Here is an 18,257-nt window from a genome sequence, read left to right on the forward strand (position 1 = left end):
TTATAACGGTTGAATATTTCGATGTTTTTTGAATTGGCTGCCTTGGCTTACCTGATCGATTTGGCGTTCGGCGAATTGCCGTGCAAGCATCCGGTTGTGCTGTTCGGCGAGTTTATTTCCGGCTTTGAACGCCGGTTTTACGGCAACCGGATTTTGCCCGGCGCGCTGCTGGTCGTTAGCCTGATTGCCGTGGCCTTGTCGCTCAGCATCGCACTGGTTTATGTCTGCGGTTTATTGCCGGGTTGGCTGGAGCTGCCGGTGTTAGCGGCGCTCGCATCGACCGGCTTGGCGATGAACATGCTGCATTCCAGCGTCGCGGCCTTGTTAACCGCCAACAACCCCAAGCAGGCGTTAAGTTACCTGGTCAGCCGCGACACCGGCGACATGACCGAAACCGAAATTTATAAAGCCGGCTTGGAAACCTGGGCCGAAAACCTCAGCGACGGGGTTATCGCGCCGCTGTTTTACTTAGTGCTGTTCGGCTTGCCAGGCATTGCGGTGTATAAAGCCATCAATACGATGGATTCGATGATTGCCTATAAAACCGAACGTTATTTTCACTTCGGCAAAACGGCGGCAATCGTCGACGACATAGCCAATTACATCCCTGCCCGGCTGACCGCATTGCTGATTGCCGCATTGGCAGAAGACAAACGGCGCGCCTGGCACTGTTTATTATGCGACGGCAACAAACTGGAAAGTCCGAACGCCGGCTACCCGATTGCGGCAATGGCCGGCGCGTTGGGCGTTGCGTTGGGCGGCGACGCGAGCTATCACGGGCAAATCAAACATAAACCGACGCTGGGCTTGCCGATTAACCCGGTCGATAAATCGACATTAACCCAAGCATTAAAAATGAAAACAGGCATTAACCTGATTGTTTTAACGTCATTGGCAACCGGAATTTTGCTGTCATGAAAACGCTATTCATAGGGGGCATCAAAAGCGGCAAATCGCGGCTCGCGGAAGCCTATATTTTGCAACAGGCGGTTAGTAAACCTTATTACTTGGCAACCAACGAAGTGTTCGACGACGAGATGCGGACGCGCGTAGAAATTCACCAACAACGCCGCCGGGACGCCTTTATCACGATCGAGGAACCGGTCAAATTGCTGGCCGCATTGCAGCAATGCCGAGGACCTGTACTGGTCGAATGCGTGTCGATGTGGCTGAACAACCAACTTTATTATCAGATACCTGAAAAGGAAATTTTGCAGGAGCTTGAGGCAGTGCTACAGTTATCCTGCGACTTGGTGCTGGTGCATAACGAAGTCGGCCTGAGCGTCGTTTCCGACAACCGTTTGGCCCGGCAATTCGTCGATTTATCCGGCAAGGCCGCGCAATTAATGGGGCAACATTGCGAGCAAGTATTTTTTTGCAGTGCCGGCTTAACGATGAAAATGAAGTAGGAGGATTATGTAGTTTATCTATTCTCTAATAACAAGTTGCGACACAGAACGTTTTATACCCAAAGGGCATAAGTTTCGTTTGAGCAGACAAGCTGCTCAACTCAGCTTTATAAATTTTGGTCAATGGATTACCGATCAACATTAAAAATAAAAGAGACACCCGTGAAAAACACAAGCAGTACATGCGCCTTACAACTGGCTTTAGCGCTCGCGCTTACCGGCTGCGCAAGCAATCCATCGGTTCAACCCAATACCCCGCCGCCTGTCGATACAGCCGCAACGCCCCTTACCCAGCCACTGGAGGAATACCAGCCGCCGGTATTGACCGGAACTTATTCCAATTCGCCGGCGGTACAGGACTTTATCCGGCATATGGTTTTTGAACATAAATTTTCCGAAAGCTATCTAAATAACTTGTTTGCCCAGGCCAAACGCCTGGATTACGTTATCCGCCTGGAAAATCCGGCCCCGTACAACGGCCCGGCGCCTTCGCACCCGAAAGTAGGCGGCTGGACGCGTTACCGTCAGCAATTCCTTACCGAAGCGCATATCAATAACGGCGCCGCCTTTTGGAGCAATAACGAAGACTCGATCCGTAAAGCCAGCGCCACTTACGGCGTCGATCCCGAATATATCGTTGCGATTATCGGCGTGGAAACGTTCTTCGGCCGTAATGTCGGCAAAACCCGCATTCTCGACGCGTTGACGACGCTGGCGTTCGACACGCAACGGCGCGCCGGCTTTTTTAAGTCGGAACTGGAAAACTTCCTGCTGATGAGCCGCGAAGAAGGCTACGACCCGCTGAAACCGGTCGGTTCCTGGGCTGGGGCAATGGGCCTGGGCCAATTCATGCCGAGCAGTTTCCGGACCTTGGCGGTTGATTTCAATAATGACGGGCACCGTAATCTTTGGGATCAATGCGACGCAATCGGCAGCGTAGCGCATTATTTTTCGCGTCACGGCTGGCAAAACACGATGCCGGTCGCCAATCAGACTAAAAGCTACGGCGAATCGACGATTGAGCTGAGCGCGGCGAAAGGCAGCGAATTCTGGCGCGTTCATCCGAATTTCAAGGTGATCAAGAAATACAACAATAGCGATAAATACGCGATGGCCGTGCATCAATTGGCGCAGGCGATCAAGCAGCGTTATATGATGACGGTTGCGAGTAGCAGGTAAGCGGCTCGAGTCTTTCGCTGGTTCCCAAGCTCCAGAGACTGTGAAAGTTTTATCAAAATCGGTTTAAAAGCTTATTCACCACGAAGATCACGAAGAAAAAATAACTTTTTAAAATCAATATATTAAATACTTCATGTCCTTCATGCCTTCGTGGTGAATGCTTTTGCTTTTGTTCTAAAACGAATATTTTCACAGCCTCTCCAGCTTGGGAACCAGCGTCTTTAGACCGTTAGGCTATTTTTTGCAAGTGATGGAAATCTTGAATGGAGTCCAGCTCATTTTTTTCCGCAGCTTGCGCTTTGTATAAGTCCCATCGAATCTGTAGGTTGAGCCAGAAATCCGCCGATACCCCGAAAAACTTTGCCAGACGTAACGCGGTGCTTGGCGTAACACCACGCTTCCGGTTGACCAGCTCATTAATCCGCTGATAAGGAACGTGAATTGCATTTGCAAGATCGCGCTGGCTTATATTCATCGGAACAAGAAACTCATCCCGAAGCATTTCACCGGGATGTGTAGGCGGTCTGTCGGTTGGAATACGAACCATATGCGCTCCTAATGGTAATCGGTAACTTCTACGTTATAAGGACCAGTTTTACCCCACATAAAACAAATCCTGTACTGTTCATTGATACGAATACTGTATTCGGCTTTTCTGTCGCCCGAAAGATTCTCAAGCCGATTGCCGGGAGGAATTTTAAGTTCCTCTACCGATTGAACAGAATCAAGCTGATCAAGTTTTCTCGCGGCAACTTGCCAGAGAGTTTGAGGACACGCTTTTCTTGCGGCTTTTGAATTGACGCCATTGAATATGTCCTCGCTGGCTTGATCTTTGAACGATTCAATCATGAGTTCATGGTAGCATGGAATCCATGCTAAACATGGTCTTTTTCAGCGAAGTTTTGTAGTGTACCCATCACGTACCCTATTTGGCTGGGGCCCAATCTCCAGAGGCTGTAAAAGTATTATCAAAATCGCTAAAAAACAGCAGGAAATGCGCTGTAAGTTATTGATTGTTGTTATCGAAATTGGCAATTCCGCCTAATTTCGGAATACTTTCACAGCCTCTGGAGCTTGGGAACCAGCAGAACAAAGCTATATTGCCTAGGTAGCAGGCGCGAACGCTTCAGCGCGAAGCATCCTTATTGACCTGGTTGTTAAGTTCTTCTCCATACTCTACTTTAGTGAAATTCTCTCCTGCCTTTCTCAATTCATCAAAAAGAAGCTGATAGCGAGTTTCAGTTTTATAAATGATATCTGTTTGTTGATTACAAAATTTCAGGAGCTGGAATAGTCTTAGTTTCGAAAATGAACATATATCAGAAATGATTCTGGCACAGTGCCCTAACTTCACCGCAAACTGCTCATCTTCATTGCGGCCATATCGCTCCCATACCATACCAACCCCATCACCGTCCTTATGGATCAGGTGGCTACTCATTCCATAACCATGCGCGAGGTGTACCAGTAAGCGCAATCCTTCGGATTGGCTTGCGTTGAAACTTTTCGTTATTTCAGAGAATGACCATTTCTGCTCTAGCTTTTTTCTATCTGCTCGGTTGACTCCGTTCCTATATGCGTCTATTTCCTGTTCGGTTAATAGGAGATTCTTAAACGGAATCCATTCAGGAGCATCCGGGTTCGCTACCTCGCTCAGAAAACTTGATGCCCGCTCATGGTGCTTTACAGCCGCATAATTTGGAAGCAGCTCCCAATACTCAAATGCTTTGGTCTGCACGTCAGTGGACTCACCGCTCATTAGGAAAACATACTTAATTGTTCCTTCCATGACAGACCTGTTAATGATATCAGCATCCCACTCTTTGCCTTCTCTTATCAAAAGTACTGAGCTTTCACTACTCAAATGACAATCAATGAATAACTGAGAACTAACGAATCTGACATAAGGATCCATACCTTCAAACTGCTTATCTAGGTAAGGTTTGGCTATATCAAAACAATCACCAATGAAATGGCTCGAAAGTCCTGCCCAAGTACTTAGTATTTTCTCCATCATTTATGAAACTTAACTAATGATTATATGGTTTCTACAAAAATCCAGTGGTGGAACGCAAAGCGCGTCCCACCACCAAAGAACCGCGCCGTTTCTAATGCGCCGTATCATGATGCCACTTCGGCATCATAATAATGCAGTTAGGATTAAGCCCCTGTTTCTTGAACGTATCTATCGTCGCTTTGACTTCCAGCTTCTTCAAATCAACAACAGTGATCGAGCCGTCGCTCATGTCCGGCAGATTTAAAAAACTGTTTTGCACGATCGCGTAATGCTCGTCCGGCGTAATAACAACGTGGTGCGCGCCGCCCGCGGTCGGGATCGCTTTGATCAACGACGGTTTTTGCTTGTCGGTGATGTCGAAAATGTTGAAATAACCGGGATTCGCGGTGGTGATGTACATGCGGTCGCCTTCGTCGTTGAAATAGATTTCCAACGGTACGCCTTGCTTGACCGCATTAAAATCAAACACCGCCTTGAAGTCGAAAGCTTTGTCGCCCGCGTTCCAGGTTGCGGTCCACACTTCGCCGCCGAACATCGTATTGATGTAAGCCAACGGAGGGTGTGTGCCGGGCAGGAACACCGCTTCGACCGGCGACACGCCGGACGGGGACGGTTTGTCGGTCAGTTTATGACTGGACAGCACTTTGCCGCTGGACGCTTCGATCACGGTGACGGTTTCGCCGGCGTCTTTCAAATCGGGACTGACGGTGCTGGTAATAATGATGCGGTCGATGTCGTCATTGAGGGTGATGCCGTGCGGATAGCGGACGAACGCGTCTTTATCGTTCGCGGCAATGACTTTGATCTGTTTGTCGGTTGCGGCATCGCCAACGATCACGTTACTGGAGCCCATACAGGTCATGAACCAAGTCTTGTTGTCCTTAGAGAACACCACGTCCTCGGCAACTTTACAGTCGGGCATGTCGATTTTTTTTGGACGATACGGCACATGAGTCATGTCCATCACGTGCAGCGCGCCGTTGCCCAGCGAGGTGATATAGGCTTTGCTGAGGTCTTTGTTGTAAAAAATATGATGGGCGACCAGGTCGTCCGGCAGCGGAATGTCGTTCAGGATTTTGCCGAAGCTTTTCGATGCCGGATCGACATCGATAATTGCGATGCCTTCGTGTCTTGGCGTTTGGCCGGGCTTGCTTTCGTAGTTGGCCATGGCCAGTATTTCCGCCTGCGCCGCTAACGGGCTCAGCAATGCCGTGCATACCAGCACGGAGCGTATGGCTTTGATTATCTGCGTTGTTTTCATTGGTACCTCTCGGATTATGGCAGGCGGCGCCTAGGGTTAAGGTGGCCGCCGTCGGGAATCGGCTTATTCGGCCGTGGTCGGGTCAATCACTGTCCTGATTTGGGAAATACGGTTGGCAGGAAATCCGCCTTTTTCGGCATGTTCCCTGATCAGTTCTTCATTCGGTGCGATGTAGACGCAGTAGACTTTGTCGTCGGTCACGTAGCTTTCCACCCACTGAATCTTCGGTCCCAACTCGCACAGAACGCCGCATGATTTCCCGGAAATGTTTTGCAGCTCGCGATAAGCTAATTCGCCTGCACCGGGAATTTCGCGTTCGATAATATATTTTGGCATGTGTGTCTCCTGGTTGATGGTAAAAATAATGGGGTTTTTTCCAAATTACGCTTTAAAAAAATCGCCCAACAAATCCTGGCAACACTGTTTCAGCGGTGCGGAGGATTTTTCAATTTTCATCCTTAATAAGGCGCCCTGCCAGGTGTTGACCAGCAGGTCGGCCATTTCTTCAGCCGTTTTGTCGGTTCTTATCGTGCCTTGCTGCTGGGCTTTCTCCAGGCCAGATTGCATTAAATCCCGGTAACGGTTTAACGCATCTTGCAGCGATTTTTGGCAAATATCGCTGGTATCGCCGATTTCGCCCATCAAATTGCCGAGCAGACAGCCGCCTTTGAAGTTAGCTTTCTCAAGATCGGCAATGCCTTCGTTGAAATAGCGCTGCAATGCGCCAAGCGCGTCATCCTCGGACTGCTGCAAATGCCCGGTCAATTGCTTGATGAAAGGCTCGATGTAATGTTGGATAACTTCCGCGCCAAAGTGTTCTTTGCTGCCGAAGTAATTGTAGAAAGAGCCTTTAGGGATCTGCACGGCATCCAGAATCTCTTTCAGTCCGGTACCGTGATAGCCCTGCTCCATCAGCAAGGTTACGCCCTGGTTTAGCAGGTTTTCGCGATTGATTTGTTTTTTTGTAATTTCACTCATATTAAAATAATACGACCGGTTGTCTCGAATTGTCAAAAGATTTTTGTAATTCCTGTTACGTCTACAGATGATAAAAAGCGTCGTCCACGAAAAGCGCGAAAGACACGAAAATAGTCAAACCAGAAGTTGTTGTGGTCATAGCTATAAACAGCTCGCCGCTGCTTACACTCATGACAACCATCCCTGACCTGGCGTGAAGCGAGAAGCCTGCCAACCGGCAGACCTTCCAGGTTTTAAAAACCTGGAAGGTCTAACTGGCAACATTCCGAACAAACGGGGCATTTAATAAATACCGGAAAGAAACCTACCGCTGGTATTGTTTCGTGCTTTTCGTGTCTTTCGTGGACACTGAATAAAAATGGAGCGAATAGGACAAAAACCAGCCAATCAACATTAATGCCGCGCGGCACCGGGGTTTGGTATGATAGACAGCTACATCCACTCTATAGGAAACAACATGGGCAACCCGGTTGAAAGCGAACCATTAAAGTCCGATCTCACCCTTCATTGGATTATTGTCGGCATGATGCTTATGATGTTGACGACCTATGTCGTCATTTGCCATACCGTTGGCGCACAGCTCCAGCAGCCGTTACCGGAAGCCCAACGGATACTGATCAGGACTGTACTGTATGCCGTGGCTATCGTGACGTTTCCGCTGACTAACCTGATACGGCACATTCAGCTGCGCTTGAATCAAACAATGCCTCGCCCGCAGACTCAGAGCGGTCCAGTCGCCTTAGCCAGAAGCCGTTATCTAACGACCGTTATTGTGTCGATGTCGCTGGTTGAAGTGGTCGGCATCTTGGGCTTGGTCATGTTCATACTGGGCGACGGCTTCAACACTTTGTACATCTTTACCGGACTTTCGGCGCTGGGAATGTTTTTATATCGGCCTAAAACCGATGAGTATTTAGAAATAATCAATGCAATCGCCGCACAAAAACATGAATAAGTTATTAGCCGACGCGGATCTTTGCGTCAAATGCGGTTTATGTCTGCCGCACTGCCCCACTTACACCAAAACCCAAAACGAAAACGAGTCGCCGCGCGGCCGTATCGCGCTGATTCAGGCTTGGGCGGGCGGGCATCTGGAAACGTCGAAAAAGCTGCTTGAGCATATCGACAACTGCCTGCTATGCCGTTCTTGCGAACGGGCTTGCCCGGCGGTCGTACCTTACGGACGGCTGATCAATAATTTTCGCGAACAAGTAAAGGACGAGCGCGGCACGACGTTGGCGGCATCGCTAATGAAAAAAGTGACGCACAATAAAAGCGTCGGCCGTTTCGCGCAATCGGGTTTAAAGTTCTACCAAACCACTGCCTTGCAAAAAACGGCGCGCCTGCTCAAGTTACCGGAATTGTTAAGACTGGATAAAATCGACCGTCTATTGCCCTGTTATCACGAGCCGCTGACTTTAGCGCCGCACTATCCTGCAATTGCCGAAGCCAAAGGCAATGTCGGTTTGTTTATCGGCTGCATGGGCTCATTGCTGGATCATGAGACAGTCAACGCTGCGATTAAGGTATTAACCGCAGCAGGATTTAACGTATCCATCCCCGAACGTCAGACTTGCTGCGGGGCGCTGGACTTGCATGACGGCGACGATCGCACATCCGCTCAGTTGGCCGCGATCAATTGCGATGCTTTTGCCGATAAAAACCTGGATGCGATAATCACTATTGCCAGCGGTTGCGGCAGCCATATGCAAGAGGAATACCGGCAGGACGGTTTTGCGAAGAAAGTCATCGACATCAGCCAATTCCTGATCAAGTCAGGCTGTGATCTTAGCGGTCAATTAATGCCGCTGCCGGCGCCGGTATGTTTGCATACGCCGTGCTCGTTAAAAAATGTGATGCGTGAAGAACAAGGCGCGTTAAAGCTGCTGCAACAAATTCCCGGCATTAAAATCACGCAATTGCCGGCCGCGATTCAATGCTGCGGTTCGGCTGGCAGTTATATGCTGGATCATCCGCTTATGGCGCAAGCGTTGCTGAGTGATTTATTGGGAGCGGCTTTGGAACATTCGCCCGACTATCTGGTCAGCTCCAACATCGGTTGTGCTTTGCATATAGCGGCCGGATTAAGGGAACGAGGAATAACGCTGGAAGTACTTCATCCGGTTACTTTAATTGCACGGCAGTTAAAGTAACCGGTTAATAAACCGAAAAGGACGGCCGGAAAGGCCGTCCTCGCTAAATCGGCAGTTAAGCCTTAACTTCTTCGTAACGCTGACGATAGTTATGACCATAGAAAATCTCAGTCACTTCCTTATGCAGCTTGCTTTCTATTTCCGCTTTTTGCTCATCGGTCAGATCGCATTCTTTTTCGAACAGATAATTTTCCAGTTCGGTTTCCTTGAGCATCATTTTGGTATGGAAAATATTTTCCTGATACACGTTTACATCGATCATTTGGTAACTTTCTTGCGTATCGAGTGCAATATAGTCCTGAATCGATGTGATCTTGTGATCGATATAATGCTTCCGGCCTGAAATATCACGGGTAAAACCGCGCACTTTATAGTCCATCGTCACGACGTCGGACTCAAAGCTGTGGATCAGGTAATTCAACGCTTTCAGCGGCGAAATTCGGCCGCACGTTGAAACGTCGATGTCGGCGCGAAAAGTACTAATGCCGTTATCCGGATGGCTTTCAGGATAAGTATGCACAGTAATATGACTTTTATCCAAATGCGCCAGCACCGTTTCAGGCAACGGACCCGGCGATTGGCTATTCATGCTGGGCGGTGGAGGCACATGACCTTCGGAAATCAGCATCGTAACGCTGGCGCCTTGCGGTTCATAATCCTGGCGGGCAATATTAAGAACCTGCGCGCCAATGATGTCGGCAACATCCTTAAGAATCTGGGTCAATTTATCGGCATTATAAGCTTCATCGATATACTCGATATAAGCTTGTTGCTGTTCTGCAGGAGCATAACAAATATCATAGATATTGAAACTGAGCGACTTTGTTAGATTATTAAAGCCGTGTAATTGCAATTTGTTCAAAATAGTTAAACCTCGATAACTTCAAAATCATGGGTGATTTCCACCGCAGCCTTACTTAGCATGATAGACGCAGAACAATACTTTTCTGCGGATAACTTTACAGCCCTTTCAACAGCAGATGCCTTTAGATCATGACCGGTGACAATAAAGTGCAGATGAATCTTGCTAAACACACTCGGGACCGCATCTACCCGCTCCGCGGTGACCTCGGCCACGCATTTAACAATATCGTTCCTGCCTTTTTGTAAAATCTGCACCACGTCAAAAGATGAACAACCGCCCACGCCCAGCAAAAGCATTTCCATGGGGCGTATACCTATGTTGCGACCACCGTGGTCGGGAGGACCATCCATGACAACAGCATGTCCGCTGCCGGTTTCGCCGACGAACATCACGCCATCAACCCATTTAACTGTTACTTGCATTTTTTTTCCCGGTTAAAAATGACGCATAGAGTAGCATAAAAACTCTTTTTCCCAGAGTAACAATATTGATTTTTTTGTTAAAATCCTGCATTGTTAATCGAATTCGCTACAGCACCAATAACAAATGAATTGTTAAGATGACACTGAAAAACCAAGAAAATCATAATAAAGAAGCCCTGGAGCATTTCTTACGTTTTTGCCATATAAAAAAATATCCGGCTAAAACGACTATTATTCGGCCTGGCGATATTGGAGATCGTTTATATTTTATTGTAAACGGATCGGTTAGTGTGTGCGTGGAGGACGAAGAAGGGCATGAGCTGATTCTCGCTTACCTGAATAAAAATGAATTTATCGGAGAAATCGGTATTTTTAAAGAGGCCGAAACACGAAAAGTCACCGTTAAGACACGCACCGAGTGCCACCTGGCTGAGATAAGCTACGACAGGCTTCGTCAAATCCTGAAAAAAGAACTCATCGAATACGGATACGAGATTTTTTTCATGATTGGCGAACAATTATCGTCACGTTTACTAACCACTAGCCGTAATTTACGCGATCTGGCGTTCATGGATGTAGAAGGACGAATTGCCCGAACCTTAATTGATCTATGCAAAAGCCCCGAAGCAATCACACATCCCGACGGTATGCAACTACACATATCCAGACAGGAAATCGGCCGTATGGTCAGCTGCTCAAGAGAAATGGCCGGACGTGTTTTAAAGGAACTGGAAAACAAGAAATTAATTAGCGCCCATGGCAAGACGATTGTCGTGTTCGGCACCCGGTAGCATCGGAATTTACTTTACCCGGTTTATTAAACCTTATACCCAAAGGGCATAAGTTTCGTTTGAGCAGGCAAACTGCTCAACTCAGCTTTATACCCAAAGGGCATAAGTTTCGTTTGAGCAGACAAGCCTGCTCAACTCAGCTTTATCCCCGTAAAAACTTATTCTTTTGTATTAGCCAGATTTTCGGCAAACAAACGCAATTTGTTTTGAATAATACGGGTGTTCTCTGGCCCCATCCGCAACATTTGTTTATGTACCGGATTTAATGCCTCAAGTTGTTGATCGGCGAATTTGTAATGTATCGAGCCTTTTTCCAATGCAATTCGCTCGTCGCTGACAGGCGCGGCAATAATGACCGCCGCCGCTTTCATCATAATATCTTCCAAATTATACTCTTCCGGATAGCTAAACTCCTTAAAAACCTGCACCAATAGCGGCCTGAACTTTCTATACACTGCTAATGTCGCCCGTACATCCAGCGCATTGACCGCTGCGGCGAGCCCGTCATAACGCTGATAACTTTTACTGGAGATAAACAGGCTCTCGCCCTCTTGGTCGACGGCGAACGGCTGATCCAACTGAAGAAAGCGCAAATTCTTTTCAAGCCGCAAGCCCTGCGAGAAATCGTTTGCGATAACGACATATTTTCTGATCAACTGGTCGGCATTCAACCAGCCGGCAAGCGCCGGAGAAAGGCCGACAATTTCCTCCCGCAGCAGTGCGTCGCTATGATCAAGATCAGGCAAAATAAGCGATGTATCCGTCACGGCCCCAGCAGTTGCTTCTGCGGTAGGCGCTCCATTGCTGATGAGTAACTGCTCAGCAGCCTTGGTCTCCCGGTCCTGTGAGGGAAGCGCCAAAGATCGTGTTTCAGGTTCCGTTACAGTCTCGCTTTGCAAATGCTGAAAATAGAACCATCCGCCGCCGGCCAACGCGATCAAAACAATCGCTTTTAAGACCATGCCACTGCCGGATTTTTTATCTTTAACCCGGTTATCGTATCGACTCATATATAAAACCTTCGCTATAGTTTCAGGGAATGATATGCCTGCGCGGATTTGACTGACTGATCATCACGGCAAAATATTTTAAACCGGATGAATCTTGGCTCTGCTTGCATCAAAACGCTGCAAGTTTACAGTGGATATTTAGGCCGGATAAAGCCCAATTGAATGAATTGAATTTGCCTGAGATTCAGGCGAACTCAGCATGTAATGCAATCTTTATAACTTAAAGACAACATAACCTCCGGTTTTTACCGATATACAAAAGCATTGGCTTGCCTTGAGGCCAAGGCAAGCCAACATCTTGCTTTATCCCTTAGAGGCTCTTTTACGCTCGTTTTCAGTTAACAGTTTCTTGCGTAAACGTATCGATTTCGGCGTAACCTCAACCAGCTCGTCTTCGGCAATAAATTCCAACGCCTGCTCCAGCGTCATTTTTTGGATTCTCGCCAACACCAAGTTCTCATCCGAGCCTGATGCGCGCATATTAGTCAATTGCTTGGCCTTGGTCGGATTGACCACCAAATCGTTGGCGCGGGAATGCAAGCCGACCAGCATCCCTTCGTAAACTTCATCGCCGTTGACCAGGAACAAATCGCCGCGTTCCTGCAACGTAAACAATGAGTAAGTCAGCGCCTTGCCGGCAACCATCGACACCATCACACCGCGCAGACGGCCGCCGATGTCGCCCGGCTTCATCGGGCCGTAATGATCGAACACGTGGTAAAGCAGGCCGGAACCGGAAGTGGCCGTCATAAATTCGGTTTGGAAACCGATCAGGCCGCGCGACGGCACCATATATTCCAAACGAATTCGGCCTTTGCCGTCGGGGTCCATGTTCAGCAGGTCGGCTTTGCGCTCGCCCATTTTTTCCATAATCGTGCCTTGGTGCTCTTCCTCCACTTCGATCGTGACCATTTCAAAAGGCTCGCACTTGACGCCGTCGATTTCCTTGATAATCACTTCAGGACGCGACACGCCCATTTCGAAGCCTTCGCGGCGCATATTTTCGATCAGTACCGATAAATGCAGCTCGCCGCGGCCCGATACGATGAATTTATCCGGATCTGCTGTATCTTCGACTCTTAGCGCAACGTTATGCTGCAATTCTTTGTCCAGGCGGTCGCGAATTTGACGCGTAGTAACAAACTTGCCTTCTTTCCCTGCAAACGGCGAGTTATTGACCATGAAAGTCATCGATACGGTCGGCTCATCAACCGACAACGGCGGCAACGCTTCGACGTGCTCGGGATGGCAGATCGTATCCGAGATTTCCAATTTTTCGATACCGGCAAACGCGATAATGTCGCCGGCGCGCGCTTCGGGCACTTCGACGCGCTCCAAGCCGTGGAAGCCGAAAACCTGCAACATACGGCCTTTACGTTCCACGCCTTCGCGGTTAACGATGACCAGCGGCATGTTCGGTTTCACGGTGCCGCGCTGAATCCGGCCAACGCCGATAACGCCGGTGTAGGTGTTGTAATCGAGGCTGGACACCTGCATTTGGAAAGGACCGTCGATGTCGACTTTGGGAGGATGAACTTTAGATACAATCGTCTCGAACAACGGCGTCATATCGCCGCCGCTGACGGAAGTATCCAGACCGGCATAGCCGTTGATGGCCGACGCATAAACAATCGGAAAATCCAATTGCTCGTCGGTCGCACCCAAGCGGTCGAATAAATCGAACGTTTGATCGACAACCCAGTCGGGGCGCGCGCCCGGACGGTCGATCTTGTTGATGACCACAATCGGGTTCAAGCCCAGCGCAAAGGCTTTTTGGGTCACGAAACGGGTTTGCGGCATCGGGCCGTCCACGGCGTCGACCAACAACAGAACTGAATCGACCATCGACAATACCCGCTCCACTTCGCCGCCAAAATCGGCGTGCCCAGGGGTGTCGACGATATTAATATGGTAGCCGTTCCAATCCAGCGCGGTGTTTTTAGCCAGAATGGTAATGCCGCGTTCTTTTTCCAGGTCATTCGAGTCCATAATGCGCTCGGCAACTTTGGCATGGGCGGCAAAGGTGCCTGACTGTTGCAATAATTTATCGACCAGCGTGGTTTTGCCATGGTCAACGTGGGCAATAATTGCAATGTTTCTTAATTTTTCGATCACTGTTATGTACTCTAGGTTTTAAATAAACAAATGTAGAATGCCGGTTGTCGGCATTCTTTAATTCTGATGGGCGTAAAAACGCCCTAATGCAGGGGAAGAAAGGACGGCGCGCCCGCCGTCATTGCGATTTAGATTTTGTTGGACGCACCCAGCTTGGTCCAATGGGGATATGGTATTAACTCTGCTCCCAAGGCAAGCCCTGAAAACGCCAACCGCCAAGATTGCCCCGATGCTTATGCTCATCCAGGGGGCCTTCAAAACCGTCGACAATATTGATCAGCAGTTTATAACCGGCCTCTTCCAACGCTTTTGCCGCGTCCAATGAACGTTGACCGCTACGGCAAAGCAATAAGACCGGCGCATTACGGTCAGGAACAGCTTTTTTAACGTCGTCAATAAAATGTGGATTAACCTGCCAATCAGGCGATTCTTTCCACGGAATCGATATTGCTTTTGGCGGATGCCCGACAAAGGAATGTTCAACTTTTGTTCTTACATCCACCAATACCGCATCGGAATTATTCTGCAACAAATCCCAGGCTTGCTGTGGATCTAAATTTTCTATCATTGTGTAATCTCTATCTGCGTTTGTAGCGCTCTCGCCAACGGTTCTGCGTTGTCATAACCGTTATCCGTACTTCTGTAGGGTCGTGCTAAGGCGATGCGCCCAACTCATCCTAATCTTCCGCTAACAGTCCGGCAAACCGTCAACCCATGGTTTATGAATGCGTATTATCTCATCCCTTAAGCCATGGTCAAGAAACCGGCTCATGACAATGTCGTTAAAACCTGCCTCGTAAACAGCTTTTCTTATCGGCTAGTAGCGCTTAGCCCTTAACTGTAGGGGGATCGGTGAGAACTGGAATGGAAACGGAAATTTTGCCTAATCCGCATTAACTGTTATATAAGCCATCGTTATCAATAAAATATCAGGCAGTTGCCGCCCCAACAATCGCTTATCTTATTCGGTTGCTACCGGCAAGCTAACCCGATGCTCCAGCCATTCCTGCAAAAAGTCCATAAAACTTCTTACTTTAGCCGACAAATATTTCCGATGCGGATACACCGCATGGACGTCCAAAGGCGGCGAAGTGTAATCTTCCAGCACAACTTTCAGCCTGCCCTTTTCAATATCCCGGCCGACGATATAAGTCGGCAACATTACCAGCCCCAAACCATTAACAGCAGCGATCCGTATCGGGTCCGCGACATTGGCCTGCATCCTGCCGGAAACATTGATGCCGGTATATCCGGCTTCGCCTTTGAACAGCCATTTATTTCTCGGCGCAATGGCCCAATTAACCAGGCAGCTGTGATTTTCCAAATCTTCCGGCGTTTGCGGAACGCCGTGACGCTCGAAATAGTCCGGCGATCCGCACACGACCAGCGATGAACTGGCCAGTTTCCTGGCAAACATGCTGGTGTCATCCAACGCGCCAAGCAAAATAGCGACATCGATTCCTTCATCGACCAAATCGCCGGGGCTGCTCTGTATAATCATTTCGATCGTTAAATCGGAATGTATTTTCAAAAACTCGGATACCGCATGAGAAATATGGGTCGAACCGATAACCGGCGGAGCGCTGATTCTTAAAAGCCCCCTGGGTTCAGTCTGTAGGTGCGTTACCGCAGCCTCCATTTCCTCAACCTCAAGCAGCACCTGCTGGCATCGTTCCAAATAGGATGCGCCCACGTCCGTCAGGCTTAAACTACGAGTAGTCCGATTGAATAACCGCGTACCCAGCAATCCTTCAAGATGCATAATATGTTTGGTCGCCATGGCCCTGGAAATATCCAGGTCACGCGCACCACCAGCAAAGCTTCCAGCCTTTGCCACGCGAACAAAAACATTCATGCTGGTTAATTTATCCATGGGATTCTCTCTTTAAGCCTTAAAAAGGATGATCGGTAAGCCGATCCTGATTCAAAATTCCGCATATTGCAGCCGGCAAAAGGCAATTATTTCTTGTTATTGTAAGAGTGAATTCATTATACGTTATATTGTATTCAAGAAATATCGCTGTACCGTTGATCGGACAGATCGGATTTATTGACAAGCCGCCTGTCTTCTTTCCACAGCATGTCTTCAATATCGCACTGCGGCACAAAGCCGGTAACGGCATTAGCGAAAACACCGCGAATCAGCTCAAAATCATCGTCTTCGGTAGCATGTTCCAATATAACCAGCATGTTCTGCAGCTCGTCCCAGGGAATAACATGCTCTTGCGCGCGCATAATTCTCGGATGACCGGTTTTCGAGACATTATCGCCAATCAACAGCTCTTCATACAGTTTTTCTCCGGGCCTTAAACCGGTATAGCTAATCTCGATATCGCCGTCGGGATGATCCTCGTCTTTAACTTCCAAGCCGCTTAAATGGATCATCCTCTTGGCTAAATCGACAATGCGAATCGGCTCGCCCATATCCAGCACAAACACGTCGCCGCCCCGGCCCATCGCGCCGGCTTGAATAACCAACTGCGCGGCTTCCGGTATGGTCATAAAATAGCGGATGATTCTTTCGTCCGTCACGGTTACCGGTCCGCCCCTTGCAATCTGCTCTTTAAACAACGGCACAACGGACCCGGAAGAACCCAGGACATTACCAAACCGCACCATCGTAAAACGAGTGGAATTATCGGCTGTATTTAAACTCAGCGCCTGCAATATCAACTCGGCAAAACGCTTGGTCGCGCCCATTGTGTTCGTTGGCCGGACGGCCTTATCCGTTGAAATGAGCACGAAGGTTTCGACTTTCGACTTGATTGCGGCTTGCGCCGAATGCAAAGTACCAAAGATATTATTTCTGATCGCTTCGCCCGGATTTCTTTCAACCATCGGCACATGCTTATAGGCCGCCGCATGATAGATGGTTTGTACCTTGAAAGTACGACATATTTTTTCGCAGCGTTTGGCGTCCGCGACCGAACCCAACACCGGAATAAGCTTTATGTCCCCGCTATTATCAATACTGTCGCCCGCCCCTGAATTGACGCAACATTTGGCTAACAGATGACGAAGTTCTTTTTCTATCGCATAGAGCGCGAATTCGCTCATTTCAAAAAGAATCAGCGTATTTGGCTGCAAGCGGATAATTTGCCGGCACAGTTCGGAACCGATAGATCCGCCCGCGCCGGTTACCATAACCACTTTGCCGGCGATATTTGCATGCAACAACGACTGATCCGGGGCCACCGCATCGCGCCCCAGCAAATCGGCAATATCGACCTCTTGCAGCACATCGACAGTGACTTTGCCTTGGGCAATATCGGACAAGCCGGGCATGGACATTACGTGAATCGCAAAAGGCTCCAACGACCGGATAATTTCGCTTTTACGCGACCGGCTGGCGGACGGCAGAGCTAACAGTACATCCGTGACTTGATGTCTTTCTATCAGGTATCTGAACGAGCTGAGCGGATAAATCCGCAAACCGTTGACCTTTTGTTTATGCAGCCGCTCATCGTCGTCGATGAACGCGATAGGTCTGAACTCGCGGCCGTAGCTTAATGCGGAAGCCAACTGTACCCCGGCATTCCCAGCCCCATAGATCACCACGTTCTTTTTGCTATGGGTTTTTACACCTCGGGCGCCTCCCAGGTTCAAATAAACCTCGCCCAGCCACCAGCGCGCAAAAAAGCGGCTGCTGCCGACCAACAACATGATGTTCAACCAATTTAACGGCAATACCGTCCGGGGCACGCCCTTGATGCCGGATTCGTGCAAGACGAACGCAAAAACCAGCGCGTAAAGCGTCGTGGCCTGGATGATAGTCCACAAGGCCCTGACCTCCATGTAACGGATAATCGCACGGTATAATCCCAGCTTAATAAAAATCGGTACCGCGATAACGGGCGCTGCCGCAAACAAATACCACTCGTCGGGCTTGGGGGCGTACCACTCGCCCCAGCGCAAAGCGAAAGCCGCCCAAAGAGCCAGCATTGCAAAAAACACATCCGCACTGATCAGGATAAAAGCCTTCATTTTCCGCGGCAGCAGGATAAACCAAATGCGCACGCCCGATCCGTCCTGCTTATCGACCATAGCTTTCATCCGC

At 48.9% G+C, this 18,257-nt stretch carries 19 protein-coding genes; 6 read left to right on the forward strand and 13 right to left on the reverse strand.

The genetic code is table 11. From position 1 onward, the window contains the following. The first annotated feature begins 21 nt into the window (after positions 1-21). The 3 genes from cbiB to EKO24_RS16020 all read left to right on the forward strand — a co-directional run bounded on the left by cbiB (position 22) and on the right by EKO24_RS16020 (position 2,588). Entirely contained in the window at positions 22-918 is an 897-nt protein-coding gene (gene cbiB, locus EKO24_RS16010; protein ID WP_127028167.1) for an adenosylcobinamide-phosphate synthase CbiB, read from the forward strand. Next, positions 915-1,409 carry a bifunctional adenosylcobinamide kinase/adenosylcobinamide-phosphate guanylyltransferase gene (locus tag EKO24_RS16015; protein ID WP_127028168.1) on the forward strand — a complete coding sequence of 165 codons (495 nt, stop codon included), beginning with the start codon at positions 915-917 and terminating at the stop codon, positions 1,407-1,409. Before cbiB ends, EKO24_RS16015 begins: the two co-directional genes overlap by 4 nt. A gap of 162 nt (positions 1,410-1,571) precedes the next feature. Beyond that, a complete protein-coding gene (locus EKO24_RS16020; RefSeq protein WP_241674583.1) occupies positions 1,572-2,588 on the forward strand; it encodes a lytic murein transglycosylase in 1,017 nt (338 codons plus the stop codon). A 229-nt stretch (positions 2,589-2,817) separates the two neighbouring features. Here the strand turns inward: EKO24_RS16020 and EKO24_RS16025 are convergent, their stop codons facing one another. The 6 genes from EKO24_RS16025 to EKO24_RS16050 form a co-directional block, all read right to left on the reverse strand. Next, on the reverse strand, positions 2,818-3,135 hold the full coding sequence (locus EKO24_RS16025; RefSeq protein ID WP_127028170.1) for a HigA family addiction module antitoxin: 318 nt from the start codon (positions 3,133-3,135) through the stop codon (positions 2,818-2,820). An 8-nt stretch (positions 3,136-3,143) separates the two neighbouring features. Beyond that, a complete protein-coding gene (locus EKO24_RS16030) occupies positions 3,144-3,437 on the reverse strand; it encodes a type II toxin-antitoxin system RelE/ParE family toxin (protein ID WP_127028171.1) in 294 nt (97 codons plus the stop codon). A gap of 277 nt (positions 3,438-3,714) precedes the next feature. Continuing rightward, positions 3,715-4,605: a DUF5677 domain-containing protein gene (locus EKO24_RS16035; RefSeq protein WP_127028172.1), complete on the reverse strand. Its 891-nt coding sequence runs from the start codon at positions 4,603-4,605 to the stop codon at positions 3,715-3,717. A gap of 91 nt (positions 4,606-4,696) precedes the next feature. After that, a complete protein-coding gene (locus tag EKO24_RS16040) occupies positions 4,697-5,866 on the reverse strand; it encodes a YncE family protein (protein ID WP_127028173.1) in 1,170 nt (389 codons plus the stop codon). A 63-nt stretch (positions 5,867-5,929) separates the two neighbouring features. Further along, positions 5,930-6,202, reverse strand: coding sequence for a DUF4242 domain-containing protein (locus tag EKO24_RS16045; protein WP_127028174.1), 273 nt, complete (start codon positions 6,200-6,202; stop codon positions 5,930-5,932). A gap of 45 nt (positions 6,203-6,247) precedes the next feature. Beyond that, positions 6,248-6,844 (reverse strand): TetR/AcrR family transcriptional regulator, encoded by a 597-nt coding sequence (locus EKO24_RS16050; RefSeq protein WP_127028175.1) that lies wholly within the window; start codon positions 6,842-6,844, stop codon positions 6,248-6,250. Between the two features lie 421 nt (positions 6,845-7,265). Between EKO24_RS16050 and EKO24_RS16055 the strand changes: the two genes are divergently transcribed. Together EKO24_RS16055 and EKO24_RS16060 are read left to right on the forward strand one after the other, a co-directional pair. After that, complete coding sequence (locus EKO24_RS16055; protein WP_338324014.1) at positions 7,266-7,799, forward strand: hypothetical protein; 534 nt, start codon at positions 7,266-7,268, stop codon at positions 7,797-7,799. Next, a complete protein-coding gene (locus tag EKO24_RS16060; protein ID WP_127028176.1) occupies positions 7,792-8,997 on the forward strand; it encodes a (Fe-S)-binding protein in 1,206 nt (401 codons plus the stop codon). Before EKO24_RS16055 ends, EKO24_RS16060 begins: the two co-directional genes overlap by 8 nt. A 55-nt stretch (positions 8,998-9,052) precedes the next feature. On the opposite strand, the gene speD is transcribed toward EKO24_RS16060, so the two are convergent. Together speD and EKO24_RS16070 are read right to left on the reverse strand one after the other, a co-directional pair. After that, complete coding sequence (gene speD / locus EKO24_RS16065; RefSeq protein WP_127028177.1) at positions 9,053-9,859, reverse strand: adenosylmethionine decarboxylase; 807 nt, start codon at positions 9,857-9,859, stop codon at positions 9,053-9,055. A 5-nt stretch (positions 9,860-9,864) separates the two neighbouring features. Next, entirely contained in the window at positions 9,865-10,284 is a 420-nt protein-coding gene (locus EKO24_RS16070) for an OsmC family protein (protein WP_127028178.1), read from the reverse strand. A 137-nt stretch (positions 10,285-10,421) separates the two neighbouring features. Here EKO24_RS16070 and crp point away from each other — a divergent pair, with 137 nt between their 5' ends. Then, on the forward strand, positions 10,422-11,075 hold the full coding sequence (gene crp / locus EKO24_RS16075) for a cAMP-activated global transcriptional regulator CRP (protein WP_127028179.1): 654 nt from the start codon (positions 10,422-10,424) through the stop codon (positions 11,073-11,075). Positions 11,076-11,233: 158 nt separating this feature from the next. Here the strand turns inward: crp and EKO24_RS16080 are convergent, their stop codons facing one another. From EKO24_RS16080 to EKO24_RS16100, 5 genes are all read right to left on the reverse strand, one after another. Next, positions 11,234-12,085 (reverse strand): DUF3014 domain-containing protein, encoded by an 852-nt coding sequence (locus EKO24_RS16080; protein ID WP_127028180.1) that lies wholly within the window; start codon positions 12,083-12,085, stop codon positions 11,234-11,236. A 303-nt stretch (positions 12,086-12,388) separates the two neighbouring features. Then, positions 12,389-14,200: a translational GTPase TypA gene (gene typA, locus EKO24_RS16085; protein WP_127028181.1), complete on the reverse strand. Its 1,812-nt coding sequence runs from the start codon at positions 14,198-14,200 to the stop codon at positions 12,389-12,391. A gap of 175 nt (positions 14,201-14,375) precedes the next feature. Beyond that, positions 14,376-14,768, reverse strand: a complete 393-nt coding sequence (locus EKO24_RS16090; protein WP_127028182.1) for a rhodanese-like domain-containing protein — start codon at positions 14,766-14,768, stop codon at positions 14,376-14,378. Positions 14,769-15,161: 393 nt separating this feature from the next. After that, on the reverse strand, positions 15,162-16,073 hold the full coding sequence (locus EKO24_RS16095; RefSeq protein ID WP_127028183.1) for a LysR family transcriptional regulator: 912 nt from the start codon (positions 16,071-16,073) through the stop codon (positions 15,162-15,164). A 134-nt stretch (positions 16,074-16,207) separates the two neighbouring features. Further along, positions 16,208-18,253 carry a polysaccharide biosynthesis protein gene (locus EKO24_RS16100; RefSeq protein ID WP_241674584.1) on the reverse strand — a complete coding sequence of 682 codons (2,046 nt, stop codon included), beginning with the start codon at positions 18,251-18,253 and terminating at the stop codon, positions 16,208-16,210. Between the last annotated feature and the right edge of the window lie 4 nt (positions 18,254-18,257).

This window comes from Candidatus Methylobacter oryzae (genome assembly GCF_003994235.2).
Classification (GTDB): Bacteria; Pseudomonadota; Gammaproteobacteria; order Methylococcales; family Methylomonadaceae; genus Methylobacter_A; species Methylobacter_A oryzae.